The organism is Devosia ureilytica, from assembly GCF_024273195.1.
Lineage (GTDB): Bacteria > Pseudomonadota > Alphaproteobacteria > Rhizobiales > Devosiaceae > Devosia > Devosia ureilytica.
This window is the reverse complement of sequence record NZ_JAMZCU010000002.1, coordinates 417,827-442,795: the sequence shown is the minus strand read 5'-3', so window position 1 is coordinate 442,795 and position 24,969 is coordinate 417,827. Positions and strand designations below refer to the sequence as shown.

The 24,969-nt window shown below is 62.3% G+C and carries 27 protein-coding genes and 1 pseudogene; 17 read left to right on the top strand and 11 right to left on the bottom strand.

Features of this window, described 5'->3' with window-relative positions:
* Window positions 1-214: 214 nt before the first annotated feature.
* Window positions 215-913 carry a L,D-transpeptidase gene (locus tag NIM87_RS06225; protein ID WP_254673770.1) on the top strand — a complete coding sequence of 233 codons (699 nt, stop codon included), beginning with the start codon at window positions 215-217 and terminating at the stop codon, window positions 911-913.
* 178 nt (window positions 914-1,091) lie between these two features.
* On the opposite strand, the gene NIM87_RS06220 is transcribed toward NIM87_RS06225, so the two are convergent.
* From NIM87_RS06220 to NIM87_RS06195, 6 genes are all read right to left on the bottom strand, one after another.
* Entirely contained in the window at window positions 1,092-1,649 is a 558-nt protein-coding gene (locus NIM87_RS06220) for a hypothetical protein (protein WP_254673769.1), read from the bottom strand.
* A 225-nt stretch (window positions 1,650-1,874) separates the two neighbouring features.
* The gene (infB, locus tag NIM87_RS06215) at window positions 1,875-4,658 is read right to left on the bottom strand and encodes a translation initiation factor IF-2 (RefSeq protein WP_254673768.1); all 2,784 of its coding nucleotides are present in this window, start codon (window positions 4,656-4,658) and stop codon (window positions 1,875-1,877) included.
* 5 nt (window positions 4,659-4,663) lie between these two features.
* Entirely contained in the window at window positions 4,664-5,335 is a 672-nt protein-coding gene (locus NIM87_RS06210) for an RNA-binding protein (protein ID WP_254673767.1), read from the bottom strand.
* A 44-nt stretch (window positions 5,336-5,379) separates the two neighbouring features.
* Window positions 5,380-6,996 carry a transcription termination factor NusA gene (nusA, locus tag NIM87_RS06205; protein ID WP_254673766.1) on the bottom strand — a complete coding sequence of 539 codons (1,617 nt, stop codon included), beginning with the start codon at window positions 6,994-6,996 and terminating at the stop codon, window positions 5,380-5,382.
* Window position 6,997: 1 nt separating this feature from the next.
* Window positions 6,998-7,615, bottom strand: a complete 618-nt coding sequence (gene rimP, locus NIM87_RS06200) for a ribosome maturation factor RimP (RefSeq protein WP_254673765.1) — start codon at window positions 7,613-7,615, stop codon at window positions 6,998-7,000.
* 165 nt (window positions 7,616-7,780) lie between these two features.
* Entirely contained in the window at window positions 7,781-8,446 is a 666-nt protein-coding gene (locus tag NIM87_RS06195; protein WP_254673764.1) for a ferredoxin reductase domain-containing protein, read from the bottom strand.
* A 239-nt stretch (window positions 8,447-8,685) separates the two neighbouring features.
* Between NIM87_RS06195 and NIM87_RS06190 the strand changes: the two genes are divergently transcribed.
* Window positions 8,686-8,949, top strand: a complete 264-nt coding sequence (locus NIM87_RS06190) for a hypothetical protein (protein ID WP_254673763.1) — start codon at window positions 8,686-8,688, stop codon at window positions 8,947-8,949.
* A gap of 53 nt (window positions 8,950-9,002) precedes the next feature.
* On the opposite strand, the gene NIM87_RS06185 is transcribed toward NIM87_RS06190, so the two are convergent.
* The 3 genes from NIM87_RS06185 to metK form a co-directional block, all read right to left on the bottom strand.
* Entirely contained in the window at window positions 9,003-9,371 is a 369-nt protein-coding gene (locus NIM87_RS06185) for a winged helix-turn-helix transcriptional regulator (RefSeq protein ID WP_254673762.1), read from the bottom strand.
* A 97-nt stretch (window positions 9,372-9,468) separates the two neighbouring features.
* Window positions 9,469-10,179 (bottom strand): tRNA (guanosine(46)-N7)-methyltransferase TrmB, encoded by a 711-nt coding sequence (gene trmB, locus NIM87_RS06180; protein ID WP_254673761.1) that lies wholly within the window; start codon window positions 10,177-10,179, stop codon window positions 9,469-9,471.
* Between the two features lie 76 nt (window positions 10,180-10,255).
* The gene (gene metK / locus NIM87_RS06175; protein ID WP_254673760.1) at window positions 10,256-11,512 is read right to left on the bottom strand and encodes a methionine adenosyltransferase; all 1,257 of its coding nucleotides are present in this window, start codon (window positions 11,510-11,512) and stop codon (window positions 10,256-10,258) included.
* Between the two features lie 220 nt (window positions 11,513-11,732).
* On the opposite strand from metK, the gene NIM87_RS06170 reads away from it, so the two are divergent.
* The 7 genes and pseudogenes from NIM87_RS06170 (at window position 11,733) to NIM87_RS06140 (ending at window position 17,219) form a co-directional block, all read left to right on the top strand.
* The gene (locus NIM87_RS06170) at window positions 11,733-12,347 is read left to right on the top strand and encodes a ribonuclease D (RefSeq protein WP_254673759.1); all 615 of its coding nucleotides are present in this window, start codon (window positions 11,733-11,735) and stop codon (window positions 12,345-12,347) included.
* A 15-nt stretch (window positions 12,348-12,362) separates the two neighbouring features.
* Window positions 12,363-13,016 carry a hypothetical protein gene (locus NIM87_RS06165; RefSeq protein ID WP_254673758.1) on the top strand — a complete coding sequence of 218 codons (654 nt, stop codon included), beginning with the start codon at window positions 12,363-12,365 and terminating at the stop codon, window positions 13,014-13,016.
* A pseudogene (locus NIM87_RS06160) lies at window positions 13,013-13,351 on the top strand (LptA/OstA family protein); the annotation flags it as partial. The gene NIM87_RS06165 and the pseudogene NIM87_RS06160, both read left to right, overlap by 4 nt.
* Window positions 13,327-14,226: an LPS export ABC transporter ATP-binding protein gene (lptB, locus tag NIM87_RS06155; protein WP_408640058.1), complete on the top strand. Its 900-nt coding sequence runs from the start codon at window positions 13,327-13,329 to the stop codon at window positions 14,224-14,226. The pseudogene NIM87_RS06160 and the gene lptB, both read left to right, overlap by 25 nt.
* A gap of 129 nt (window positions 14,227-14,355) precedes the next feature.
* Entirely contained in the window at window positions 14,356-15,858 is a 1,503-nt protein-coding gene (gene rpoN / locus NIM87_RS06150; RefSeq protein WP_254673755.1) for an RNA polymerase factor sigma-54, read from the top strand.
* Window positions 15,859-16,125: 267 nt separating this feature from the next.
* Window positions 16,126-16,704: a ribosome hibernation-promoting factor, HPF/YfiA family gene (gene hpf, locus NIM87_RS06145; RefSeq protein ID WP_254673754.1), complete on the top strand. Its 579-nt coding sequence runs from the start codon at window positions 16,126-16,128 to the stop codon at window positions 16,702-16,704.
* A gap of 47 nt (window positions 16,705-16,751) precedes the next feature.
* A complete protein-coding gene (locus NIM87_RS06140; RefSeq protein WP_254673753.1) occupies window positions 16,752-17,219 on the top strand; it encodes a PTS sugar transporter subunit IIA in 468 nt (155 codons plus the stop codon).
* A gap of 69 nt (window positions 17,220-17,288) precedes the next feature.
* Here NIM87_RS06140 and NIM87_RS06135 read toward each other — a convergent pair whose 3' ends face one another.
* Both NIM87_RS06135 and NIM87_RS06130 read right to left on the bottom strand, forming a co-directional pair.
* Window positions 17,289-17,573 (bottom strand): DUF1150 family protein, encoded by a 285-nt coding sequence (locus NIM87_RS06135; RefSeq protein WP_254673752.1) that lies wholly within the window; start codon window positions 17,571-17,573, stop codon window positions 17,289-17,291.
* Window positions 17,574-17,600: 27 nt separating this feature from the next.
* Window positions 17,601-18,020 carry an Hsp20 family protein gene (locus tag NIM87_RS06130; protein ID WP_254673751.1) on the bottom strand — a complete coding sequence of 140 codons (420 nt, stop codon included), beginning with the start codon at window positions 18,018-18,020 and terminating at the stop codon, window positions 17,601-17,603.
* A gap of 103 nt (window positions 18,021-18,123) precedes the next feature.
* Here NIM87_RS06130 and NIM87_RS06125 point away from each other — a divergent pair, with 103 nt between their 5' ends.
* The 8 genes from NIM87_RS06125 to pheT all read left to right on the top strand — a co-directional run bounded on the left by NIM87_RS06125 (window position 18,124) and on the right by pheT (window position 24,924).
* On the top strand, window positions 18,124-18,969 hold the full coding sequence (locus tag NIM87_RS06125) for a glycosyltransferase family 2 protein (protein WP_254673750.1): 846 nt from the start codon (window positions 18,124-18,126) through the stop codon (window positions 18,967-18,969).
* 139 nt (window positions 18,970-19,108) lie between these two features.
* The gene (gene rpmI / locus NIM87_RS06120; RefSeq protein ID WP_046105910.1) at window positions 19,109-19,309 is read left to right on the top strand and encodes a 50S ribosomal protein L35; all 201 of its coding nucleotides are present in this window, start codon (window positions 19,109-19,111) and stop codon (window positions 19,307-19,309) included.
* A 20-nt stretch (window positions 19,310-19,329) separates the two neighbouring features.
* Window positions 19,330-19,731, top strand: coding sequence for a 50S ribosomal protein L20 (rplT, locus tag NIM87_RS06115; protein WP_254673749.1), 402 nt, complete (start codon window positions 19,330-19,332; stop codon window positions 19,729-19,731).
* Between the two features lie 110 nt (window positions 19,732-19,841).
* A complete protein-coding gene (gene pheS, locus NIM87_RS06110) occupies window positions 19,842-20,972 on the top strand; it encodes a phenylalanine--tRNA ligase subunit alpha (protein ID WP_254673748.1) in 1,131 nt (376 codons plus the stop codon).
* Between the two features lie 2 nt (window positions 20,973-20,974).
* The gene (locus NIM87_RS06105) at window positions 20,975-21,211 is read left to right on the top strand and encodes a DUF4160 domain-containing protein (RefSeq protein WP_254673747.1); all 237 of its coding nucleotides are present in this window, start codon (window positions 20,975-20,977) and stop codon (window positions 21,209-21,211) included.
* Window positions 21,192-21,455 carry a DUF2442 domain-containing protein gene (locus NIM87_RS06100; RefSeq protein WP_254673746.1) on the top strand — a complete coding sequence of 88 codons (264 nt, stop codon included), beginning with the start codon at window positions 21,192-21,194 and terminating at the stop codon, window positions 21,453-21,455. The genes NIM87_RS06105 and NIM87_RS06100 overlap by 20 nt, the downstream gene beginning before the upstream one ends.
* Window positions 21,455-22,492 carry an ASCH domain-containing protein gene (locus tag NIM87_RS18715; RefSeq protein WP_332017508.1) on the top strand — a complete coding sequence of 346 codons (1,038 nt, stop codon included), beginning with the start codon at window positions 21,455-21,457 and terminating at the stop codon, window positions 22,490-22,492. The genes NIM87_RS06100 and NIM87_RS18715 overlap by 1 nt, the downstream gene beginning before the upstream one ends.
* 11 nt (window positions 22,493-22,503) lie before the next feature.
* A complete protein-coding gene (gene pheT / locus NIM87_RS06090) occupies window positions 22,504-24,924 on the top strand; it encodes a phenylalanine--tRNA ligase subunit beta (RefSeq protein ID WP_254673745.1) in 2,421 nt (806 codons plus the stop codon).
* Window positions 24,925-24,969 lie beyond the last annotated feature (45 nt).

Genomic DNA, 24,969 nt, shown 5'->3' with positions numbered 1-24,969 from the left:
GACGGTCTTTTTTAAAAAATTCGAGATGGCCGGGTTCGCCCGGCCATTTTTTTGGCTTAACCCGACAACCGTGCCAAATCTGCAACACCCATTGCCTCATCACATTGCGGCGAGGAACCGCCGCATTGGGGTCACGTTAAGGCCATGAAGCGTTACTCATTAGCGTGACCCGCATGGCGTCCGTCCGTCTTTCCCTGTGCCCGAGGTTTTTGTTTTGATTTCCCGCCGCCTGTTCCTGCTTGGCCTTTCGGCCACTGCGCTCTCGGCCTGCTCCACCACCCGCCAGCCGGTGGTCCAGGAGCCGGTCATCGACCCCTATTACCAGCGCATGTATGGCCCGGTCGCGGGCGAACCCTATATGGTGGCGGGCATGGACCTGCGCCGCGTCGATCCGAAATGGTGGCGCCAGGAAGTGCCCTATTTCACGTCCGAGCGTCCCGGCACGCTGGTTGTCGATACCCCGGCGCATTACCTCTATCTCGTGCTCGAGAACAACCGCGCCCTGCGCTATGGCATCGGCGTGGGCAAGGACGAGGCACTGGTGTTCCGGGGCGATGCCACCATTGGCCGCAAGGCCGCCTGGCCGCGCTGGACCCCGACCCAGTCGATGATTGCCCGCGAGCCGGATCGCTATGGCCCCTATGCGGGCGGCATGGGGCCGGGGCCGGAGAACCCGCTCGGTCCGCGCGCGCTTTATCTCTACAAGCAGGGCCGCGACACGCTGTTCCGCATTCACGGCACCACCGAGCCCTATACGATCGGCACCAATGTGTCCTCGGGCTGCGTGCGCCTGATGAACCAGGACATTATCGATCTCTATGCCCGCGTGCCCGTCGGCGCCCGCGTCACGGTCATCAACGCCGCCCCGGCCCCGGTCCTGGCCTCAACCACGAATTTTGGCTCGGTGTTTTAACGGGACAGAGCGGGCGGCCTCCTGCCCGATCACAGTTTAAAGAATTGCCCGTGGCGTTCGGTCCAGCCGTAGTCACCCGCCACCGGCGATACCCAGGCCCGCTTCCTGAACTGGAAGCGGGCCTTTTGTTTGGCTGGGCGCTGAGGGGATCAATGCGCAGACCGAGCACGATTGGCGATCAGTCAGAAAGCCTCAGAACCTTGCGCAGGGTCATCAGATACATTTTTCGGTCGATTGGCCCAACGGACTGTCGAGCTGCTGAGAGCCCAGGATTGTCCGCTTCGAGTTGATCCCACTTGATTAGGTGTGGGTGGACAGTTCCTACCAGCAGGAAATACTGCATCATTTGGCTAGGAATTTCATATCCGAGAGCCCGAAGCCCAACAACGTTGAACACAGTCTGCAGATCGTTGAGATGTCTAAGCTTGTCGACGTCCGGGCCCTCGTAAGTGCCATCTGGATCACGATCTGCATGTTTGAAAAAATTGTATGCCGCTCTCTTTCGGCGTCTCCATTCCGCCCGAAATTCCGAGCGAATATAGATGGCTGAGTCGTAAGGAAGCGAAATGTTCCGATGTTTCGCGAGCACCTCTATTAGCTCGTCCGCCGCCATAACGGGTAGCTGGATAGAATAAGGGGCCGCATCAATGGCAATCAGCTGAATTGATGTGGTCACGTGATGGGCGGCTATGTCCAATTTTGTTGGACCAGAATCAGATAGTTGCATCTTCTCCATCTCGCTTCATTCTTGGATGATGCTAAGTGGGGTACAATTTCCGTCAACCGCTACCCCTAAGGCGACGGATACCTCCTCCAGATCGCGTAAATCGCCTCCGGGTCTAGCGCTGACTGTGCGCTAGACAAAGCTGCCATCTTGAGCTGCAACGCCTTACGTCCAAATAAAACAAAGCGGGCGCGGATTGCTCCGCGCCCCTTCTCAATTTCTGATTGCGCCTGACGCCTAGAGCGTGCGCTGCACGGTCTCGACGCGGAAGCATTCGATGACGTCGCCGGCGCGGATGTCTTCGTAGTTCTCGAAGGCCATGCCGCATTCCTGGCCGGTCTGGACTTCCTTGACCTCGTCCTTGAAGCGCTTGAGCGTCTTGAGCTTGCCTTCGTGGATGACCACGTCGTCGCGCAGCAGGCGCACGCCGGCGCCGCGTTCCACGATACCTTCGGTGACCTGACAGCCGGCAACCTTGCCGACCTTGGTGATCTGGAAGACTTCGAGGATCTTTGCGTAGCCGATGAAGGTTTCGCGGCGTTCGGGCGCCAGGAGGCCGCTCATGGCATTCTTCACGTCATCCACGAGGTCGTAGATGATGTTGTAGTAGCGGATTTCGATGCCGTCCCGGGTGGCGAGATCGGCAGCCTGCTTGTTGGCGCGGACGTTAAAGCCGATGACAATGGCATTGGACGCCGAGGCCAGGGTGACGTCGCTTTCGGTGATGCCGCCCACGCCGCTCATCAGGATCTGGGCCGACACTTCATCGGTCGAGAGCTTGTTGAGCGAGGCATTGATGGCTTCCACCGAACCCTGCACGTCGCCCTTGATGATCAGCGGGAACTTGGCAATGCCAGCGACCTTGAGCTGATTCATCATCTGCTCGAGGCTGGTGGCGCCGCCGCCGGCCGTCTTTTCACGGATGGCGCGCTGACGATATTCGGTGACTTCGCGGGCACGGGCTTCGGTCTCGACCACCGAGAAGCGGTCGCCCGCGCTCGGCACGCCGGTAAAGCCGAGCACTTCCACCGGCACGGACGGACCGGCCGATTTGACCTGCTCGCCCTTGTCGTTGATCAGGGCGCGGACGCGGGCAAATTCGGTACCGGCGACGAGAATATCGCCGATGGCCAGGGTCCCGCGCTGCACCAGAACCGTGGCCACGGCGCCGCGGCCCTTGTCGAGCTTGGCTTCGATGACCAGACCCTCGGCACGACCATCGCGGGCGACCTTGAGTTCAAGCACTTCGGCCTGCAGCAGGATGGTTTCGAGCAGCTTGTCGAGACCGTTCTGGGTCTTGGCGGACACTTCCACGTCGAGCACGTCGCCGCCCATGGATTCCACGAACACCTCATGCTGGAGCAATTCGGTACGCACGCGGGTCGGATTGGCTTCCGGCTTGTCCATCTTGTTGATGGCGACAATGATGGGAACACCAGCGGCCTTGGCGTGCTTGATGGATTCAATGGTCTGGGGCATGACGCCGTCGTCGGCGGCCACCACCAGAATGGCAATATCGGTCGCCTGGGCGCCGCGGGCACGCATGGCGGTGAACGCCTCGTGGCCCGGGGTGTCGAGGAAGGTGATCTTGGTGCCGTTCTTTTCGACCTGATAGGCGCCGATATGCTGGGTGATGCCACCGGCTTCACCCGACACAACATTGGCTTCGCGGATCGCGTCGAGCAGCGAAGTCTTGCCGTGGTCGACGTGACCCATGATGGTCACGACCGGCGCGCGGTCGGTCAGGTCCTCGGCCTTGTCGTCGGCGGGGATGTCATAGAGACCCTCTTCGACGTCGGCATCGCTGACGCGCTTGACCGTGTGGCCCAGTTCGCCCGCAATCAGCTCGGCGGTATCGGCATCGATCACATCATTGATGGTGACCATGCGGTCCATGCTCATCAGCATCTTGATGACGGTGACGGAGCGTTCGGCCATGCGGTTGGCCAGTTCGGCAACCGTGATGACTTCGGGGATGATCACTTCACGGCTGAGCTTGGGCGCAGTCTGCTGGTTGCGGCCCATTTTCTTGTCGCGACGGCGGCGCATGGCGGCCAGCGAGGGACCGCGGTCACGGTCGCTCTCGGTGGTGGCGCTGGCAACCGTCAGACGGCCACGGGCATTGGCATCGGCACCGGCGCGACGGGTCGGGCGCTCAGGCTGAGCGCGCGAAGCGCGACGGGCATTTTCCAGTTCCGCCTCGGTGGTCGGGCGTTGCTGGGGGGCGCCAGTGCGGATCTTGCGGCCATCAGCTTCGCTGGGCGGAGCTGGTGGCACATTGCCGATGGGCGCCATGCCGGCGCCGGGACGGCGATCGCCAGCGGGGCGACCGGCAGCCCCTGCGGGACGGGCACCCGTAGGACGCAGTGCAGCGCCAGCGCCGCGCTCGCTTTCGGGACGGCCGGCAGCGGGACGCGGCGGACGGGCCGGCTGGCCCGGACGGCCAGACACGGTGCGTACGGTGGAGGGACCCGGGTTACGCTGGCTGGCGGGAACAAAGTCCTCGCGCGCAGCGGGTGCGGGTGCTGGTGCCGGGGTCGGTTCGGGCTGGGCCTGCTGGGCCGCGACTTCGTCGGCCTGACGGCTTTCTTCGGCCTGGCGGCGTTCCGCTTCCTGGCGGGCCGCTTCCTCGCGCACCTGACGGCGACGATTGTCGTCCTCGATGCGGCGCGCCTCTTCGGCGGCAAAACGCTGGCTGTCTTCGGCCTGGCGGGCGCCGGCAAGAGCCAGCGCCTGGCGGCGCGCTTCGGCCTCAGCGGCACTCAGGCCCAGCGGGGCGCGGTTCTGCTGCTGCATCGGGCGGCCCTGCGGACGGCCACCGGGCGCGGGACGCCCGCTGCCGGCTGGCGCGGTGCCTGCCGGCTTGGGCACGATGCGGGTGCGTTTTTCCACGACCACAGTCGAGCGCGAAGGCCCACGCGACATCCCGCCGGGGCGATTGCCCAGCCCGGCGCCACCCTTGAGGGTCAGAGTCTTCTTGGCGCCAGTGTCGTCGGAACGCTTGTCGTCGTTATCAGCCATACTTCCTATCGTCTTTCGTCCTGTTCCGCGGGCAAAAGCACACCGGACGCCGCGGGGCGGTCGGTGTGGTCTTCCATCGCTGGGGCGGTGTATCTGGCCAGTCTTCTGGCCTTGTCCACCGCCGATTGGGCTGCTGCCCCGGTCATGAGGGCAGCATGTATCACATTTTCGAGCCCAAGTGCCAAACCCATTTGCGCACTTGAGAGCGATTCAAAATGCGGCACGTCCGGGCCTGTTATCCCGGCGTCGTGTCGCGCATAGTTGAGAGCCCTCAGGGCCCCCAGCATCTTGTTGCGGCCGTCCTCGGCCGCGTCGGTCGCCGTGAACAGCGCCAGCACCTGGCCGGACTGCATGGCAGACTTGACCTTGGTGGCGCCGCTCATGAATTGACCGGCCTTGCGGGCCATGCCCAGCGCCGAAAGCAGACGCTGCTCGAGCCGCAGCCGGGTCAGGTCCGCCAGATCAGCAGGAACGCTGACCGGCGCCTTGAGGCTGCGCGCAAAGGCCTTCTTCTTGACCGCTTCGGTGACGGCGGCGTGGCTGAGCGTGATCCAGACCCCGCGCCCTTCGGCCCGTGCATCCACATCGGGCACCAGGACGTCATCGGGCCCGACCACGAAACGCACCAGCGCCTCGACCGGCATTTCAGCCCGGGTCAAGGCACAGGTTCTAACCATGTCAACGCTCCGGGCCAAGGCCGGGTGCTCCCAGAAGGCGGTCCTTAGACCGCCTCCTCCTCGGTAAAGCCTTCGCCGTCTTCGTCGGCAGGCAATTCTTCTCCGGGGAGATCTTCGGCACTGATCCAGCCGGCACGGACGCGGGCCTGCATGATCATGTCCTCGGCTTCCTCGCGAGACACGGGGAAGTCCTTGAAAGTGCCGTCAAAGCGCTTGGTTTCACCATCCTTGCGTTCGGTCCAGCCGACCAGATCGTCAGCGGCACAGCCGGCGAAATCTTCCACCGACTTGATGTCTTCCTTACCCAAGGCCACCAGCATGGCGGCATTGAGGCCAGGGATCTCATAAAGTTCGTCTTCGACGCCCAGATCCTTGCGCTGTGCATCGAATTTGGCATCGATCTCGGCCAGATATTCGGCGGCGCGGTTCTGGATTTCGCCAGCGGTTTCCTCGTCGAACCCTTCAATCGAGGCGATTTCATTGGGCTCGATATAGGCCAGTTCCTCGACCGAGGAGAAGCCTTCGGAAGCCAAGAGCTGGGCAACCATCTCGTCAACGTCAAGAGCCTGCATGAACAGGGTCGAGCGTTCGGTGAATTCCTTCTGGCGCCGTTCGCTTTCTTCCTGCTCGGTCAGGATGTCGATATCCCAACCAATGAGCTGACTGGCGAGGCGCACATTCTGGCCGCGGCGACCGATGGCCAGCGAGAGCTGTTCGTCGGGGACCACCACTTCGATGCGCTCGGCCTGCTCGTCGAGCACCACCTTGGCAACGTCGGCCGGCTGCAGCGCCGAAACCACAAGGTCGGCAATGGTGTCGGTCCAGGGAATGATGTCGATCTTTTCGCCCTGCAGTTCGGCGACCACCGCCTGCACACGGCTGCCGCGCATACCAACGCAGGCGCCGACCGGGTCGATGGAACTGTCGTTCGAGGTCACGGCGATCTTGGCGCGCGAGCCCGGATCACGGGCAATCGAGCGGATGGTGATCACGCCATCATAGATTTCCGGCACTTCCTGCATGAACAGCTTGGCCATGAACTGAGGATGGGTGCGCGACAGGAAGATCTGCGGTCCGCGCTGTTCGCGGCGCACGTCATAAATATAGGCACGCACGCGGTCGCCGTAGCGGAACAGCTCGCGCGGGATTAGTTCATCGCGGCGGATGATGGCTTCGCCACGACCGAGATCGACGATCACATTGCCATATTCGACGCGCTTGACGGTGCCGTTGACGATCTCGCCGACGCGGCCGGTATATTCCTCGAACATGCGGTCGCGCTCGGCGTCGCGCACCTTCTGCACGATGACCTGCTTGGCCGACTGGGCGGCAATGCGGCCAAATTCCATGGGCGGCAGCGGCTCGGTCAGGAAGTCGCCGACCTTGGCCTGGGGCGACTTGGTGCGGGCGAACTTGAGGTCGACCTGGCGGGAGGGCTCTTCGATGTCCTCGACGATTTCAAGCAGGCGCCACATGCGGGTTTCGCCCGAGCGCGGATTGATCTCGACCTTGATCTCGGTCTCGGCGCCATAGCGGCCCTTGGCGGCCTTTTCCATTGCGTCCTGCATAGCCTCGATCACGACCATGCGGTCGATGGACTTTTCGCGGGCCACAGCATCGGCAATCTGCAACAGCTCAAGGCGATTCGCGCTAACGGCCATTTCAGTTCTTCTCCTCGGAGAGTTCGTCAGTGTCGGCGTACTCGACCGTTTCGGTCTCGTCGTCGTCGATGGGGTGCAGCTCCTGGTCGGCGCGGGCCATGTCCATGAGCTTGTCGGTCATGACCAGCTTGGCTTCAGCGATATCGGTGAAGCTGAGCTTGTGGTCAGGGTCGGTGCCGCCCGGTGCATCGGGCAGGCGAATGGTGACGCCATCGGCGTCCACCGCAGCAATGTCGCCACGGAACCGCTTGCGGCCATTGATCATGTCGCTCAGCTCGACCTTGGCCTCATGGCCGATGAAGCGCTCGTAATCGCGCTTGCGGACCAGCGGACGGTCAATGCCGGGCGAGGACACTTCAAGGTGATATTCGCGGTCAATCGGGTCTTCGACATCAAGCACCGGCGAGAGATCCTTGGAGAGCGCCTCGCAGTCGTTGATGTTGAAGCGCCCGTTCTCGTCCTCGGCCATGATCTGCAGGGTGCAGCCGTTTTCCGGCGTCACCTTGATCCGCACCAGGGAATAGCCGAGGCCGATGGCCACCGGCTCGACAATACGGGCAATGCGGGCCTCAAGCCCGGATTCCTTGATGTAGCGCTTTTCGCTCAGATCGAAAGCCATGAAGGGTGTTCTTGCTGGGCGGATGCGTGCCGATTGGCCTGCACCCCGCCGTGGATAACAAAAAGAGCGGGGGCCGTTTCGGGCACCCACCCTCGATAAGAGAGCAACGATGTTGGCCCTCCTATAGACCTGCCGCGAGGCAAAGGCAAGCGATGCCGCAGCCCGCTATCGCTCCCAGGTGACATTGCCGACATCGGCGCCGGCGCCCTCGAGCAGGGCGCGCAGGTCCTTGACCATGGGATCAGGCCCGCAAAGATAAAAATTCTGCTCGAGGTCTTGGACGTGGCGCTTGAGAAAGTCGGCGTCGATGCGTTCCTGGAGGAGTGATGATCTGGAATCATTGGTCACGGTCCAGAGCACATCCAGCCCCGCCATGGCTTCAAACTCATCGCGCAGGATGATGTCCTTCTCGGTTTGATTGGAAACAATCAGCCGGTTGCCGGCAATTCTGTGAGTGGCATTGAGATGGCGGAGGATAGCGATGAAGGGGGTAACCCCGGCCCCGCCGGCAATGAAGGTGCCCGGCCCCTTGTATTGGATGGTGCCCCAGACATCGCGCAGGATCAGATGGTCACCGGCTCCGAGCGACCACAGCTCATTGGTGACGCCATTGTGGTCGAAATAGCTCTTGATGGTGAACTCAAGGATTTCGGCATCGGGCAGGCTGGTGAAGGTGAAGGGGCGTTTCTTGTCCTGCCATCCCGCGCGATCAATGCTGACCTCGGTCGCCTGGCCGGGCGAAAAGCCGAACCCCTTTGGCCGCTCGAGGCGATAGTGACGGACATTGTGGGTGACGGGAACGGTGTCGAGAATGCGCACTGAGGTCTGCATCGCGAGCTCCTTTGGAGCATCAACAGTCGAGGGCGACGAAGGGTTGCAGGGCGCGGCAATTGATGTGCGCAGGTTTCCCTGACGAAACCGGGTTTCCTGAAAAGCCCTTGATTTCCCACAACAAACCTTCGGGTCGCCGCAGCGGGATTCAAGTGCAAAAAAGTGGAAATCCATGACTTGTGCGGCTCGGCCGGGGTGCTCATTTCCGGTTCGTTCAAACCAGAAAGGATCATCCTCCCATGATCAAGAACACTGTAATCGCCCTCGTCGCCGCAGCCGCTTTTGCCGGCGTTGCCGCTCCCGCCATGGCCGGCTCGCTGGTGGCAACCTCCGACAGCGACTTCAACGCGGACTATGTCTTGTCCGAGCTGCAGCACAAGGGGATCGATGCCGCCTCGGTCGAAGAATGGGGTGACTATGTCACGGCCCTCGTGACCGCCGATGACGGCCGCCAGACCATTCTGTTTTTCAACCCGACCACTCTCGAACAGGTTGCGCTCTAAGACCCAACCGCGCCTCGGCGCCGCCAGTGATGGCGGTGCCCGTAGCGCCCGGGTCAAGCTGACGGGCGCGCGTCCACGGCATCGAAGAGGCGTCGCGCCTCTTCCACGGCCTCGCGATTGCGCTGGGCGAAACGATGAAAATCATCGGCCAGCGTCAACAATTCCCGGCCCAGCTCGGTCAGATCATAATCCACCCGCGGCGGAATGGTCGCATATGCCGTGCGAGTGACGAACCCGTCGCGTTCCAGTTCGCGCAGCGTCTGGCTCAGCGATTTCTGCGGCACCCCGCCCATATTGCGGCGCAATTCGTTGAACCGCATCGTCCCCTCGCGCAATTGCACCACGACCACCAGCGTCCATTTGCTCGGCCGCACCACCAGCAGTTCATGGCCCGACGGGGGATCGAGTGGGGACGTGGACATGACGCAACTCCGGGATAGCTTCAGACCCCGATATGGGGCGTCTGGCGCCAAGGTCCAGTGCATTGCGGCAGGAAAGCCTTTGAGGGTGACCGATGGGTTACACCGGGCGGCGCGTGAAACTGAAGTAGAAGCTGATCATCCGCCCTTCGCGTCGCGCCTTCTGCTCGTAGCGCGTCGGCTGCCAGCCCGGATAGGGCGTGTGCCAGCTGCCCGGCGCCTCGGGCGCAAAACCGAACCGGGGCTCCCGCACGATATGGGCCAGGGTCCAGTTGGCGTAGTCTTCAATATCGGTGGCGAAATGAAACTGGCCGCCAGGCCGGATCACCCGTGCCAATTCATTGAGCGTGGTGGGTGAAACGAAGCGGCGCTTGTGGTGGCGGGTTTTGGGCCAGGGGTCGGGATAAAGCAGATAGACCGCGTCGAGCGATGCGTCGGGCAGGCTCAGCAGCAGCTTGAGCGCATCGTCGGTAAAGAGCCGCACATTGGTCAGCCCTCGCGCCTCGATGGCCTGCACCATCTTGCCAATGCCGCCGGTAAAGACCTCGCAGCCGATAAAGCCGGTTGCCGGTTCCTCGGCGGCCTTGCGCGCCAAATGTTCGCCGCCGCCATACCCAATCTCGACAACCAGGCGCCCGGCCTCTGGAAACAAGGTCCGGGGGTCAAGCTGGTCCTTTAGGGCGATCTCGACCTGGGGCAGCAGTTCAGCCACCTGCGCCTTCTGCCCGCCATGCAGCTTCTTGCCGGAGCGGCGGCCGAAAAAGGCGCGGGGCTCGCCGGAGCGGGTTTTGGGCAGTTCGTGGTCGGACATGGTCGTTTGCGCAATAAAAAGGGGCCTCGTCCCCGCATGTCGCGGAAAAGAGGCCCCGGGTCAATCTGGTTATGGCTTAGGCCACGGCGGCCTTGAGCGCCTTGATCAGGTCGGTCTTCTCCCAGGAGAAGCTGCCGTCCCGACCGGCCTTGCGACCGAAATGGCCATAAGCCGAGGTCTTGGCATAGATAGGCTTGTTGAGATCGAGATGGGTACGGATGCCGCGCGGCGTCAGGTCCATCACCTCGGCCAGGGCCTTTTCCAGCACCGCCTCATCCACTTTGCCGGTGCCATGCAGATCGACATAGATCGAGAGCGGCTTGGCCACGCCAATGGCATAGGAGAGCTGGATGGTGGCGCGATCGGCAAGGCCGGCGGCGACCACGTTCTTGGCCAGATAGCGCGCGGCATAGGCGGCCGAACGGTCCACCTTGGTGGGGTCCTTGCCCGAAAAGGCGCCGCCGCCATGGGGCGCTGCGCCGCCATAGGTGTCGACGATGATCTTGCGCCCGGTCAGGCCCGCGTCGCCATCGGGACCGCCGACAACGAATTTACCGGTCGGATTGACGTGCCAGACCGTGTCATCGCTGATCCAGCCTTCGGGCAGGGCCTGGCGGATATAGGGCTCGACGATCTTGCGCACATCGGCGGAGGTCAGCGTCTCATCCAGATGCTGGGTCGAGAGCACGATCTGGGTGACCCCGACGGGCTTGCCGTCCTGATATTGTACCGTCACCTGGCTCTTGGCATCGGGGCCAAGCTTGCCGGCCGGGCCATTATTGGCCTTGCGGGCGTCGGTCAGGGTCTCGAGGATCTTGTGGGCATAATAGATTGGGGCAGGCAGCAATTCAGGGGTTTCACGGGCGGCATAGCCGAACATGATGCCCTGGTCGCCAGCGCCAACATCCTTGTTGCCGGCCTCGTCGACGCCGACCGCAATGTCGGCGGACTGGCCATGCAGCAGCACGTCGATGCGGCAGGTCTTCCAATGGAAGCCCGACTGCTCGTAGCCGATGGCCCGGATGGCCTTGCGGGCCGCCGACTTGAATTTGGCCGGGTTGACCACCGGAGCACCCGAGGCGTCGAGGACGATCTTGCCGTCCTTGCCGCGCTTGAGCAGGCTCTCTGGCACGCGCACTTCGCCGGCGATAATGACGCGATTGGTGGTCGCCAGGGTCTCACAGGCAATGCGCACCGCGCCAGCGTCCATGCCGGCCTTTTTGGCCTCCTTGAACACCAGATCGACGATTTCGTCCGAAATCCGGTCGCAGACCTTGTCGGGATGGCCCTCGGAAACGGATTCCGAGGTGAACAGATAGGAAGATCGGGCCACGTTAAACCTCTTTGCAAGTGGCGAGGGCGCACGCGGAAGTGCGCGTGACGGGACACATTCCCGGCACTTTCGGCGTCGGTTTTCGCAGGTCCGTGAACGGAAAGCAATAGTGATATAAAGAAAGCTTTATATCGGATGACATAATGGCGGGCGCGCCATGCCTTTCCTTGGCCACCTCTCTGTGCCAAGGAAGGGGCAGTTTTCTAGCGGGACCAAATCAATGGCCATCCGAGTGCATCGCGGCGACCTGCCCAACCTTTCCAATTACAGCCGCGAAGTCGCGATCGATACCGAGACCATGGGGCTTCATCCTCACCGCGACCGTCTGTGCGTGGTGCAGCTTTCGCCCGGCGATGGCAGCGCCGATGTGGTGCAGATTCCCCAGGATGCCAGCGAAGCGCCGAACCTGGTCAAGCTCCTCTCCGATCCCGGCGTGACCAAGATTTTTCACTATGCGCGCTTTGACGTTGCGGTGTTGCAGAACCGCTTTGGCGTTGTCACCGGGCCGGTCTATTGCACCAAGATCGCCTCGAAACTGGTGCGGACCTATACTGATCGGCATGGCCTCAAGGACCTCGTGCGCGAGCTGCTCAACGTTGACCTTTCCAAACAGCAGCAAAGCTCTGACTGGGGCGGGGACAAGCTGAGCGACGCGCAGCTCGATTATGCTGCTTCGGACGTGCTCTATCTGCACGACCTCAAGCGCCATCTTGATCGCATGCTGGCGCGCGAGGGCCGCACCGAATTGGCGCAATCGTGCTTTGATTTCCTCAAGACCCGTTGCGCCCTTGACCTCATGGGTTGGGACGAAACCGATATCTTCGCCCATAGCTGAGGCCTGGAAGGCGCCATGCCAGCACTCGCCGGCCCCCGCCAGAGCTATCAACGTCTTGCCCGGCGCAATGGCGTGGTCAATGTGCTGCGCTTTGCCGTGCCGCTGGTCGGGGCCTTGGTGCTGGGCGGACTGATCGGACAGATCTATCTGGCCAGCATGGGCGGCCGCTTCAGCATCGACCAGCTCACCGTGACCCCCGATTCGATTTCCATCGAGGCGCCCGAATATGTCGGCGCCCTGGACGACGGATCGTCCTATCGGGTCTGGGCCGAGACCGCGCGCGCCACAACCGAGCGCAGCGATTTGATCGACCTCACCAATGCAAAGCTGGTGATCAACCGCATCGATGGGGTGCAGCTGACCATGGAAGCGCGCAGCGCCCAGCTCGACACCACCAATCAGCTGACCATGGTGCCGGGGCTGGCCGATGTTGCCGACAGCACGGGAACCACCGGCACGCTGCGCGATTCCATCTTTGACTGGCACAGCCAGCTCCTGACCACCCGCGGCCCGGTCGCCATCGACTATGCCGATGGCACCACGGTGCGGGCCCAGGGTCTGATCTATGATGCCAGCACCATTGTGTGGACATTTCAACGCTCGGTGGTCACCCTGCCATCGACGCCCGGCGAGGATAGCTCCGCCACCACTGAAAGCGAAAACCCATGAAGCGCGTCCGCGCCCTGATTGCCGTTCTAGTGCCCCTGCTGGTCTCCGGCATGGCAATGGCCCAGAGCCCGGTCGAGATCACCTCGGATCAGACCGTGATGAACGACGCGGCGCGCGAGGTGGTTTTTACCGGCGACGTCGTGGTCGTGCATCCCAATGTAACGGTCTGGGCGCCCAAGGTCATTGCCACCTATGGCGAGGGCGGCACCACCGACATCAAGACCTTCGTGGCGACCGGGGGCAATGTGCGGCTCAAGACCAAGGACCAGGACGCCACTGGCGAGCATGCTGTCTATACGCCGGCCGACCAATTGCTGCGCCTCACCGGCAATGTCCGGGTGGTCAATGCCAGCGGCACGGTCAATGCGGCCGAACTGGTGGTCAATCTGGCGACCAGCGTTTCCACCTTCACCAATTCGGGCGGCGGTCGGGTGACCGGGGTGTTCACCTCGCAATGAGTGCCGAGACCCGCCCGCGCATTGATCAGACCGGCTGGCTGGTGGCCCATGGCCTGGCCAAGAGCTTTGGCAAGCGCGCCGTGGTGCGCGATGTGTCGCTCGCGGTGCGACGCGGTGAGGCTGTGGGCCTTTTGGGTCCCAATGGCGCGGGCAAGACCACGGTCTTCACCATGATCATGGGCCTGGTCAAACCTGATGCCGGCACCATTCTGCTCGATGGGCAGGACATCACGCGGCTGCCGCTGTTCCAGCGCGGCCAACTGGGCATTGGCTATCTGCCCCAAGAGCCCTCGATCTTTCGCGGGCTCTCGGTCCAGGACAATATCATGGCGGTGATCGAGAACACCGTGCATGACCGCAAGGACCGTCAAAGGCGCCTCGAGGCGCTGTTAGCCGAATTCTCCATCGCCCATCTGGCCCGGGCAAATGCCCTCTCGCTTTCGGGCGGTGAACGCCGCCGCGTCGAGATCGCCCGGGCGCTGGCCGCCGATCCCGGCTTCATGCTGCTCGACGAGCCCTTTGCTGGTGTCGATCCGATTGCGGTGGCCGAGGTCAAGGGTCTCGTGCGCCAGCTGACGCAGCGCGGCATTGGCGTGTTGATCACCGACCATGCGGTGCGCGAAACGCTGGGGCTGGTCGACCGCGCCTATCTCATTCACGGGGGCAAGGTGATGATCCAGGGCAAGCCCGAAACCATCAGCGCCGACCCCGAGGCCCGCCGGGTCTATCTGGGCGACAGTTTTTCCATCTGACGTCCGGCGCTCACCCCGAGGTGAGCAAATCTGGCACGAAACTTGCCGTGTGCTCAAAATTGAGTCATGGTCCGCTCGGTAAGCAGCCGCAAGCGGCTGAATTTGTTTGCATGCAAGGGCCTTTTTCGCATGGCGCTGTCGCCGCGGCTGGAGTTTCGTCAGAGCCAGAGCCTGACCCTGACGCCACAGTTGATGCAGTCGATCCGGCTGCTGCAACTGAGCCATCTCGAGCTCAATGATTTCGTCGACACCGAGCTGCTGCGCAATCCGCTGCTGGAGCGCGAAGAAGGCGCAGGCGAGGATAGCGAGGCGGCCGAGGCTCCCGAGCGCGCCGTCGAGATGAGCGCCTATGAGGACACGGTGTCCCAGGGCGAACGCATCAAGGACGCCGACCAGATTGCCGAGGGCTATGACACGGCGGTCGAAAATGTCTTCCCGGACGCCGGCCCGCCCGAGCATGGCCATGCCACTGGTCCTGACCGCAATGGCAGTTTCGAGGGTGGCGAGGCCCCCGATCTGGACCAATATGTCGCCAGCCGTCCGCGCTTGGCCGATCACCTGGAAGCCCAGGCGCATATGCTGCTGCGCACGCCGGCCGACCGGCTGATCGCGCAACACCTGATCGATGGCCTCAACGAGGCCGGCTATATGGTGGGCGACCCAGAAGCCATTGCCGAACTCCTGGGCGCCGAGCTGGCCGATGTGGAAGCGGTGCTCGAAGTCCTCCAGACCTGCGATCCGCCGGGCATTTTTGCGCGCAGCGTCGGGGAATGCCTTTCCATCCAGCTGCGCGAGCGGGATCGGCTCGACCCGATGATGCAGGCGCTGATTGCCAATCTGCATCTGCTGGCCGAGCACAATATGCCGGCGCTGCTCAAGGCCGTGGGATGCGACCGTGAGGATCTGGTGGACATGCTGGCGGAGCTGCGCCAGCTCGACCCCCGGCCGGGCATGGCCTTTGACAGTACGCCGGTGGAGGCGGTGGTGCCCGATGTGTTCGTGCGCAACGGCCCCGATGGCGGCTGGCAGATCGAGCTCAATACCGAAGTGCTGCCCCGGGTGCTGGTCAACCGCGTCTATTACGCAACCGTGACCAAGAAGACCCGCGACGCAGCCGAGAAGACCTTTCTCTCGGACTGCCTCAACACCGCCAATTGGCTGACCAAGAGTCTGGACCAGCGCGCCCAGACCATTACCAAGGTCGCCGCCGAAATCGTGCGCCAGCAGGATGGGTTCCTGACCCATGGCGTGGCGCATTTGAAGCCCATGACCCTCAAGCTGGTGGCCGAGGCCATCGACATGCATGAATCAACGGTCAGCCGCGTCACCGCCAATAAATATATGGCGACGCCGCGCGGGCTCTACGAAATGAAATATTTCTTCACCACGGCCATATCCTCTTCGGATGGCGGCGGTGATCATTCGGCGGAATCGGTTCGCCACCGCATCAAGCAGCTGATTGACGCCGAACCGAGCACCGACATCCTGTCCGATGACACGATTGCCGACCTCCTGCGCAAGGAACAGGGAATCGATGTGGCACGGCGCACGGTCGCCAAATATCGCGAGGGCATGAATATCCCCTCCTCGGTGATCCGGCGGCGGCAGAAGAAAAACTTCGAGACGGCGTGAGGCGCGGCGGCAGGCCGGGGCACGCGCGGGGTCGCCCGCTGCTCAAATCAGCGCGAGGGAAGGGTAAGTGGCAGCGGTGTGGCTGTCACGTTTTTAATCGCGCCATTTGACACCACTTGCACATGGACAGTGCCCATGGCGCGGGACTAGCATCCTTGGTGTCGGCTCCCCACATCTGGAGGGTCGGCAGACGCAGGTCCCGTAAAGCCGGGAAGCGGCTTAACGGAACTCTCGCGTCGTGCCCAACGACCGAAAGGAATAAAAGCCATGACCCTACGCGTTTCGGGAAAGAACATGGATGTCGGCGATGCCCTCAGGGGCAAGGCGGAGGAACACTTCGCTTCTGTTGTCGGAAAGTATTTCGACGGCGGATATGACGGACATCTCACCCTGACACCGGACGGTATCGGTTTCCGCGCCGATTGCGTGGTGCATCTGGATTCGGGCGCCGTGCTTCAGGCCAGCGCCCAGGGCGGCGACGCCACCAGTGCCTATGAAGTGATGGCACTCAATATCGAAAAGCGCCTGCGGCGCTACAATCGCAAGCTCAAGCAGCATCGCAGGGGCAGCAATGCCAATGGCGCAGAAGACACGACGGCCCAGTACACCGTCTTTGGCGCTTCTGATGATTTCGACGAGCTTGACGAGGATTACGCACCGCCCGTCGTGGCGGAAACCACCAAGAACCTCAGGCAAATGAGCGTTGAGGAAGCGGTGATGGAGCTGGATTTTTCGGGACAACAGGTTGTGATTTTCCGCCATGCTGGACATGGCGGCCTGAATGTGGTCTACCGCCGCGCGGATGGCAATATAGGCTGGATTGATCCAGCCCTGGGCGCCAATTGAACGGTGCCCCTATCGCCAAATAGCTAGGTAGATCCCAAGGCAGATTGATGGAATTGGCCGATATTCTGGCGGAGCATGCCGTGCTGACTTGCACGGGTGTATCCAATAAGAGCCAGCTCTTTGAAATTCTTGCACAAAAGGCTGCAGAACTCACAGACTTCCCACAGGCTAAAATTCTCGCGACCCTGACCGGCCGCGAGGAGCTTGGATCAACCGGGCTGGGCAATGGCATTGCCATTCCGCACGGCAAGATCCAGGGCCTCAAGGGTGTGACGGCGGTTTTCGCCCGGCTCGACCAGCCCATCGACTTCGATTCGGTCGATGACCAGCCGGTGGACCTGGTGGTCATGCTGCTGGCGCCGGTTGGTGCCGGAGCCGATCACCTGAAGGCCCTGTCGCGGGTGGCCCGCCTGCTGCGCACAGAGAGGGTGACCGATCAATTGCGCTCGGAAACCGATCCGGCCCGGCTCCATGCTGTGCTCACAGCCCAGGTGGAAACCACCTACGCCGCCTGAAACACACAGCTTACGCATGAAAAGACCCCCGCGGCGGCGCTGCGGGGGTCTTGTTGTTGAAGGCCGCGATCAGTGCAGCGTGGCAACCCCGATATTCTGGTCGCCGAGCCATTCGGTGACGGCTTCGGTGGTGTCGGCCACCATGAGCGGCGTGCCATCGGCGGACATCACCAGCTGGTACTGGGTGGCGCCATCGAATTCGGCGTCCTCGATCATGCTGGTCAGCACCAGGCCCATCACGGGTTTGACATAGGCCACTGCATCGCCCCCCAACGCTGCGAATTGCGCGCGTGTCAGGTGCTTGAGCGGATTGGCGGCATCCAATGCGTTTTCGGTATTGCGCTTATCCATCATCTGTCGGCCCTTTCCTGTTCTTTTTCCTCACAAGGAGCGAATGTCGATCTGTCGGGCGAGCTTGGGCGCCTTGGGGCGCTCAAGAGTAATAACGAGCATACCATGTCCCAAAGTTGCATCTTTGACGTTCATTCCATCGGCCAGCAGAAAGCTGCGCTGAAACTGGCGGGCGGCAATGCCGCGATGCAAAAAGTCCCGACCCGGTTCGTCGGCCTGGCGGCCACGCACCATCAGCTGGTTATCTTCCACGCTCACATCGAGGTCTGACTGGGCAAACCCGGCCACCGCAATGGAGATCAGGAACCGCTCGGTGCCGTCCTCGCCCATTGAGCGCTCGATATTATAAGGAGGATAGCCTTCAGCCGACCGGGCCAGCCGGTCAATGCGCTCCTCGAAACTATCGAAGCCAAGGAGAAAGGGGGCGGAAAACACTGATATACGCGACATACAAGCGTCCTTGATCATCAAGCAACGTATGGTTCACGACCCGATTGGAGTGGCATCGCAAACCTTGTCGAGATATGGGTCACATAGAGACAAGGTTCAAGTCATGTCGCAGACCGTTGCTATCATCACGCCGGCCTATAGGGCCCAGACCACTCTTTCCTCCACAGTTCAAAGTGTACTCGGCCAGACCCATGGTGATTGGCAGCATTGGATCGTGGCCGATGATGGGTTTGATTATGCCGCCCTTCTGGCTGAACAGGGCCTGAACGATCCCCGCCAGGTGTTTCTCACCAGCGGCGGCGTGGGCAAGGGCGCCTCGGTGACCCGCAATGTGGCGCTTGATCAACTCGAGAGCCCCTATGCCGCCATTCTCGATGCCGACGACCGGCTGAAACCGCAAAAGCTGGAAAAGGCCGTCTCCGCCCTGGCCGACTACGGTATCGTCACCACGGCGCTCGACGTGATGACCGATGACTTTCAGCACCTGCGCTATGTCGGGGACGGGCCGGACCGCGTGCTGACACCGGGCCAGCACAAATGGGTGAGCCTTTCCATGGATGCCATGGTGGTGTGGGACCGGCGCCGCGGCGACGGGCGGTTCGACCCGGCCATGAGCAATATGACCGATCTCGAATTCCTGCTGCAGCTGTACCGGACCATCCCGCAGAGCTTTCATCTTGGCGCGCCGCTGCATGACTACATCAAGCGCGATGGCTCGATGAGCAATTCAAAGGACGTCACGGCAGGGATGATCGCAAGCAAGCAGGAAATCCATCGTCGCCTACTGGGCGGTCATTATGGCCTTGCCGAAGACGCCGTCGCCGGGCTGATCGGTTTTCTCAATGTCTCCATCGCGGCAGAGGCCGCCTATGGCGCCGCGCTGGCGGCCCATCCGGGCCTGCTGTTCGAGGATCATCTCGAGCCGATGCTGCACGCAGCGCGGGTTTAGCGTCCACAGGACTTGCCACCCTGCCGGATTCCCCCTATAGAGCGCCATCTTCGGACCGCCCGGCCAACAGGCATGCCGTGGCGGTCTTTGAATGCGATGGGCCTCAATCCATCCAGCACTATTCTAAAGGACCCGCAAAATGCCCAAGATGAAGACCAAGTCCGGTGCCAAGAAGCGTTTCAGCTTCACCGCAACCGGTAAGGTGAAGGCCGGCGTCGCCGGCAAGCGCCACCGCCTTATCAGCCACAACGCCAAGTACATCCGCACCAACCGCGGCACCAAGATCCTCTCCAAGGGAGATGAAGGTCTGGTGAAGTGGTACATGCCGTACAACCGCTAACGCTGAAAGGAAGCTGACACATGTCACGCGTAAAGAGAGGCGTTACCGCCCACGCTCGCCACAAGAAGGTCTTGAAGGCCGCCGAGGGCTATTATGGCCGTCGCAAGTCTACGATCCGTATCGCCAAGCAGGCCGTCGAAAAGGCCGGCCAGTACGCTTACCGCGATCGTCGCGTCAAGAAGCGCAACTTCCGCGCTCTGTGGATCCAGCGCATCAATGCTGCTGTTCGCGATCAGGGCCTGACCTACAATCGATTTATCGACGGCCTCAGCAAGGCTGACATTGCCGTCGACCGCAAGGTGCTGAGCGATCTCGCGATCACCCAGCCCGAAGCGTTCCAGGCTCTGGTCGTCAAGGCCAAGGCTGCGCTGGCGTATCTGGAAGGCGTGGACACCGTTACCCACGCTCGCGTCACCGCCTAAACCTAAGCACTGCTGAGGTCAAAAATCGCGCCTTGCGCCGCCCGGAAGGGCTGGCGCAGGGCGTTTTTGTTTGCTCTAACCGCGCCACACTGTCCGAGTTGAGAATAAAGATGTCGCTAGAAGCCCAGATCGAAACCCTGCGCACCGAATTGTCCGCAGCCATCGCCGATGCCGGCAGTGAAGCCGCACTCGACGCGGTCCGCGTGTCGGCCCTGGGCAAGAAGGGAAGCGTCTCGGCATTGCTGGCCACTTTGGGCTCCATGGCTCCCGACGACCGCAAATCCGCGGGCCCGGCCATCAATGGTCTCAAGAATGACATCGCCAGCCTTATCGAGATCCGCAGCGCCGATCTCAAGGGCGCTGCGCTCCAAGCCCGCCTCAAGGCCGAGACTGTCGACGTCACCCTGCCGCTGCAGCCTGCTCCCACGGCGCGCGGCCGTATCCATCCGATTTCCCAGACCATCGACGAAATCACCGCGATCTTTTCGGACATGGGTTTTTCCATCGCCGAAGGACCCGATATTGAGACCGACTATTTCAATTTCACCGCGCTGAACTTCCCCGAGGGGCATCCGGCGCGCGAAATGCACGACACTTTTTTCATGAAGCCCGGCCCGGACGGCGTGAAGAAGGTGCTGCGCACCCATACCTCGCCGGTGCAGGTGCGTGTCATGCAAAAGACCAATGAAAAGCCGGCGGCCGCCTATATCACTCCGGCCATGGACCCGCCGATCCGTGTGGTCATGCCCGGCCGCACCTATCGCAATGACAGCGATCAGACCCACACGCCCATGTTCCACCAGGTCGAGGGTCTCGTCATCGACAAGTCGAGCCATATCGGCCAGTTGCGCTGGGTGCTCGAAGAGTTCCTCAAGGCCTTCTTCGAGGTGCCCAGCGTTACCCTCAGGTTCCGCCCGAGCTTCTTCCCCTTCACCGAGCCCTCGATGGAAGTGGACGTGCAATGCGACCGTTCCGGCTCGGAAGTGAAGATCGGCGAGGGCAATGACTGGCTCGAAATCCTGGGCTGCGGCATGGTTCACCCGAACGTCATCCGCAATGCCGGGCTCGACCCCGACGTCTATCAGGGCTTTGCCTGGGGCATCGGCATCGACCGCATCGCCATGCTGAAATACGGCATGCCGGATCTTCGTGCGTTTTTCGACGCCGACCAGCGCTGGCTCGATCACTACGGCTTCCGCCCGCTCGACCTGCCGACGCTGTTTGGGGGGCTGAGCAGCTAGAAATGCCAACTTTGTTGCGGTGGAAGGGGTATCGGTTCTTCTTCTACTCAGCCGATGGCTGGGAACCGCCGCATGTTCATGTTGTAAAAGACGGACGCGAAGCCAAAATCTGGCTCAGAGACCTGAACGTTGCCGTCAATCTCGGCTTCTCTGCCCGCGATCTCAATGAGATTGTTGGCGCAACGCGCGAGAACAGGGATGCCTTTGTGGAGGCTTGGAATGACTACTTTGGTGCTTGATATCGAAGACAGCCGCCCCGTCGAAGCGCATTGCGACGCGACGCAACTGCATGTGCGCCTGGCCGATGGCCGCGAAGTTTCCACGCCGATCTGGTGGTATCCGCGCCTTGTTGGGGCAACGCCCGCCGCTCGTTCGGACATCGAACTGATGCCGATGGGCCTGCATTGGCCGGAAATCGACGAAGATATTTCCGTTGCCAGCATGCTGCGTGGCGAAAAGGCACCCGGAGCCATAGCGCCCTAATGTCTGCCATGATCGCCAATGCCGAACAGGTCCGCTTCAGCTTCGGAGACAGCCCCGAACTGGCTGATCGTTTGCTCGCGCTGGTTTTGACCGGCGACAAGACCGCGACCTGCGGGGCGCTCCGCGACATCGGCCCGGACGAGCCCATGCCCGAGGTCGGGCGCCGTGATGTCGTGCTCAATGGCGCGGGCGAAGAGGCCTGCATCATCGAAACGCTGTCGGTGGAGGTGAAAAGCTTCGACGCAATCGACCCCAGCTTCACGGACAAGGAAGGCGAAGGCCCCTATGCCGAATGGCGGGCCGGGCACGAGGCCTATTTTGAGCGCAATGGCGGTTTTGCAACCGACATGCAGATTGTATGTGAAACATTCCGGCTGGTGAGCGTGCTCCCGGCCGGGCGTTCGCTCTACAATCAGGTCGCGCGGCCGATCTTTATCGTCACCGATATCGAGAGCGACGGGCCGACGCCGCTGCACAATTCCATGCTGAGCTTTGCCTCGGTGGCCATTGAGGCCAATGGCACGCGCCATGGCGAGTTCGAGGCGGTGCTGACGCCGCGTCCCGACCGGACCACCAATGAAACCACCATGGCATGGTGGGCGACCCAGCCCGAAGCCTGGGAAGCCGCGACCAATGGCGCCGAGGACCCCGCCGTGGTCATGCCGCGCTTTGCCGATTGGGTGGAAGACCTGCCCGGCCCAAAAGTGTTCGTGGCCGCGCCGATGATTTTCGATGGTCTCTGGATGGACCATTATCTTGATGAATATGCCGGCACTCGCGCGCTCAGCGGTCCCTTCAAGGGCCGGCAGATTTTTCGCGGCGGCGGGGTCTGTCTTTACACCATGGCCGGCACCTTGCGCGGCGCGCCCTATCTCGATTGGGGCATGAGCAAATTGCCCGCTGAATATTACGGCCATATTGCCCATACCCACAAAGCCATCGACGATGCCCGCGGCTTTGCCAATGTGCTCGTTGAACTTTTGAAACTCTCCTCCCAGCTGCCGCCGATCAATGGTAGCAAAAGCGACTTCCGCTAAAGGCTAAAAAGATGAAATTCACCCTCGATTGGCTCAAGGAACATCTGGACACCAATGCCTCTGTCGATGAGATCGGCAAGGCGCTGACCATGATCGGTCTCGAGGTGGAAGGCATTGAAAGCCAGGGCGCGCATCTGGCCGCCTTCGTCACCGCCCATGTCGTTTCCGCCGAGCAGCACCCCAATGCCGACAAGCTGCGCGTCTGCAAGGTCGATGCCGGCTCGGGCGAATTGATCGACGTGGTCTGCGGCGCGCCCAATGCCCGCACCGGCCTCAAGACCGTTTTTGCCTTCCCCGGCACCTATATCCCGGGCAAGGACATGACCATCGGCAAGGGCAATATCCGCGGCCAGGTGTCCAATGGCATGCTCTGTTCAGCCGCCGAGCTGGAACTGAGCGAAGACCATGACGGCATTATCGAATTGCCCGCGGACGCTCCCATTGGCGCCAGATATGTCGACTTTGTCGGCATGGACGGGGTGGTGTTTGACATTTCCATCACCCCCAATCGCGGCGACGCGACCGGGGTTTACGGCGTGGCGCGCGATCTGGCGGCGCTGGGTCTGGGCAGGCTCAAGGCGACTGATATGTCGCCCATCCCGTCCAGGGGAGCGAGCCCGATTGCGCCCCTGCCCCATCAGTTTTCTGCCCAGGAGCCCAAGGCGATCCGCAAGTTTGCCGGGCGCTATCTGAAGGGCATCAAGAACGGCCCCTCGCCCGACTGGCTGCAGCAGCGGCTGCGCGCCGTGGGCCTGCGGCCGATCAATACCATTGTCGATATCACCAATCTGGTCTCGCTCGGCTGGGGCCGCCCGCTGCACGCCTATGACGCCGACAAGATCGAGGGCCAGATGGTGCTGCGCAATGCGCGTGGCGAGGCTTTCGATGCGCTCGACAACAAGATCTATACGCTCGACCAGAGCATGACCGTCATCGCCGATGACAAGGGCCCGCTCTGCCTTGGCGGCATCATGGGCGGCATCCGCTCGGGCGTCACCGAGACCACCACCAATGTTTTCATGGAATGCGCCAGCTGGGATGCCGATCTCATCGCCCAGACCGGCCGCAAGACCGGCATTGTCTCGGACGCCCGCTATCGGCTCGAACGCCAAGTCGATCCGGCGCTGACCGAGCCGGGCATGGAACTGGCCACGCGCCTCGTGCTCGAATTGTGCGGCGGCGAGGCCATGGAGCCGGCTATTTCGGGTGAGGACGTGTTCCCCAATACCGAAGTGGAATTCCCGCTCTCCGAGGTCAAGCGTCTGACCGGTCTTGACGTCTCGGCTGATGAGATCACCGCCATCCTCGCTCGCCTCGGCTTTATCGCCCAGGGCAGCGGGCCGGTGCGCAGTGTGAAGGTGCCGAGCTGGCGCCCCGATGTGACGCAGAAGGCCGATCTCGTTGAAGAGGTCATGCGCATGGTCGGCGTCGACAATGTGCCGGTCGAGCCCCTGCCGCGCCTCAACCATGTCGCCCCGCGCATGCTGACCACCATCCAGAACCGCCGCCGCATTGCCCGTCGGGCGCTGGCCGCTCGCGGTCTCGATGAGGCCGTAACCTGGAGCTTCATTTCCCATGACGATGCCACCCGCTTCGGTGGCGGCAGTCAAGACCGGCAGTTGGCCAATGCCATTGCCTCGGACATGACCGACATGCGCCCCTCGCTGCTGCCGGGGATGATTGCCGGGGCCCGCCGCAACGCCAATCGCGGCTTTGCCGATGTCGCGCTGTTCGAGGTCGGGCAGATCTTCCTCTCCGACAGGCCGGAGGGCCAGCATACCTATGCGTCCGGCCTTCGTACCGGCACGGCAAAGCTGGCCGGCTCCGGCCGTCACTGGTCGGGCAAGGCCGAGGCCGTCACCGTCTGGGACGCCAAGGCCGACCTTGCCGCCGCGCTCGATGCGCTGGGCGTTGATATCGAAAAAGTGCAGGTACTGCCCGAGGCGGCAAGCTGGAGCCACCCCGGACGCGGCGGGCGTATTGCGCTTGGCCCGAAGCTGACGCTGGGCTGGTTCGGCGAATTGCACCCCGCGCTTTGTGCCGAACTCGATCTTGAAGGGCCGGTCGCTGCGTTCGAGATCGACCTTGATGCCCTTCCCGAGCCGCGCAAGAAGGCCACCCGCACCAAGCCGGCCATCGAGCTGTCGCCCTTCCAGCCGGTGTCGCGCGATTTCGCCTTTGTGATGGACCGCGGCGTTTCGGCTGCATCCATCCTCAAGGCCGCCCGTGGCGCGGACAAGGCGCTCATCAAGGACGTCGGCATTTTCGACGTGTTCGAGGGCGTCCATGTGGGCGAGGGTAAGAAGTCTGTCGCCATCGAGGTAACCTTGCAGCCCCGCGACAAGACGCTGACCGACGAGGAAATCGACAAGGTTTCGGCCGCGGTGGTGGCGGCGGTGGCCAAGACGACGGGCGGGGAGCTCAGGAAATAGCGCGCTTCACACAGCGCTTGGGTTTATCGCCTCCCTCCCCCTTGA

Coding starts and splice junctions, on each gene's coding strand:
- NIM87_RS06220 (WP_254673769.1), bottom strand. CDS start 1,649: ATGGAGAAGATGCAACTATCTGATTCTGGTCCAACAAAATTGGACATA.
- infB (WP_254673768.1), bottom strand. CDS start 4,658: ATGGCTGATAACGACGACAAGCGTTCCGACGACACTGGCGCCAAGAAG.
- NIM87_RS06210 (WP_254673767.1), bottom strand. CDS start 5,335: ATGGTTAGAACCTGTGCCTTGACCCGGGCTGAAATGCCGGTCGAGGCG.
- nusA (WP_254673766.1), bottom strand. CDS start 6,996: ATGGCCGTTAGCGCGAATCGCCTTGAGCTGTTGCAGATTGCCGATGCT.
- rimP (WP_254673765.1), bottom strand. CDS start 7,615: ATGGCTTTCGATCTGAGCGAAAAGCGCTACATCAAGGAATCCGGGCTT.
- NIM87_RS06195 (WP_254673764.1), bottom strand. CDS start 8,446: ATGCAGACCTCAGTGCGCATTCTCGACACCGTTCCCGTCACCCACAAT.
- NIM87_RS06190 (WP_254673763.1), top strand. CDS start 8,686: ATGATCAAGAACACTGTAATCGCCCTCGTCGCCGCAGCCGCTTTTGCC.
- NIM87_RS06185 (WP_254673762.1), bottom strand. CDS start 9,371: ATGTCCACGTCCCCACTCGATCCCCCGTCGGGCCATGAACTGCTGGTG.
- trmB (WP_254673761.1), bottom strand. CDS start 10,179: ATGTCCGACCACGAACTGCCCAAAACCCGCTCCGGCGAGCCCCGCGCC.
- NIM87_RS06170 (WP_254673759.1), top strand. CDS start 11,733: ATGGCCATCCGAGTGCATCGCGGCGACCTGCCCAACCTTTCCAATTAC.
- NIM87_RS06165 (WP_254673758.1), top strand. CDS start 12,363: ATGCCAGCACTCGCCGGCCCCCGCCAGAGCTATCAACGTCTTGCCCGG.
- rpoN (WP_254673755.1), top strand. CDS start 14,356: ATGGCGCTGTCGCCGCGGCTGGAGTTTCGTCAGAGCCAGAGCCTGACC.
- hpf (WP_254673754.1), top strand. CDS start 16,126: ATGACCCTACGCGTTTCGGGAAAGAACATGGATGTCGGCGATGCCCTC.
- NIM87_RS06140 (WP_254673753.1), top strand. CDS start 16,752: ATGGAATTGGCCGATATTCTGGCGGAGCATGCCGTGCTGACTTGCACG.
- NIM87_RS06135 (WP_254673752.1), bottom strand. CDS start 17,573: ATGATGGATAAGCGCAATACCGAAAACGCATTGGATGCCGCCAATCCG.
- NIM87_RS06130 (WP_254673751.1), bottom strand. CDS start 18,020: ATGTCGCGTATATCAGTGTTTTCCGCCCCCTTTCTCCTTGGCTTCGAT.
- NIM87_RS06125 (WP_254673750.1), top strand. CDS start 18,124: ATGTCGCAGACCGTTGCTATCATCACGCCGGCCTATAGGGCCCAGACC.
- rpmI (WP_046105910.1), top strand. CDS start 19,109: ATGCCCAAGATGAAGACCAAGTCCGGTGCCAAGAAGCGTTTCAGCTTC.
- rplT (WP_254673749.1), top strand. CDS start 19,330: ATGTCACGCGTAAAGAGAGGCGTTACCGCCCACGCTCGCCACAAGAAG.
- pheS (WP_254673748.1), top strand. CDS start 19,842: ATGTCGCTAGAAGCCCAGATCGAAACCCTGCGCACCGAATTGTCCGCA.
- NIM87_RS06105 (WP_254673747.1), top strand. CDS start 20,975: ATGCCAACTTTGTTGCGGTGGAAGGGGTATCGGTTCTTCTTCTACTCA.
- NIM87_RS06100 (WP_254673746.1), top strand. CDS start 21,192: ATGACTACTTTGGTGCTTGATATCGAAGACAGCCGCCCCGTCGAAGCG.
- NIM87_RS18715 (WP_332017508.1), top strand. CDS start 21,455: ATGTCTGCCATGATCGCCAATGCCGAACAGGTCCGCTTCAGCTTCGGA.
- pheT (WP_254673745.1), top strand. CDS start 22,504: ATGAAATTCACCCTCGATTGGCTCAAGGAACATCTGGACACCAATGCC.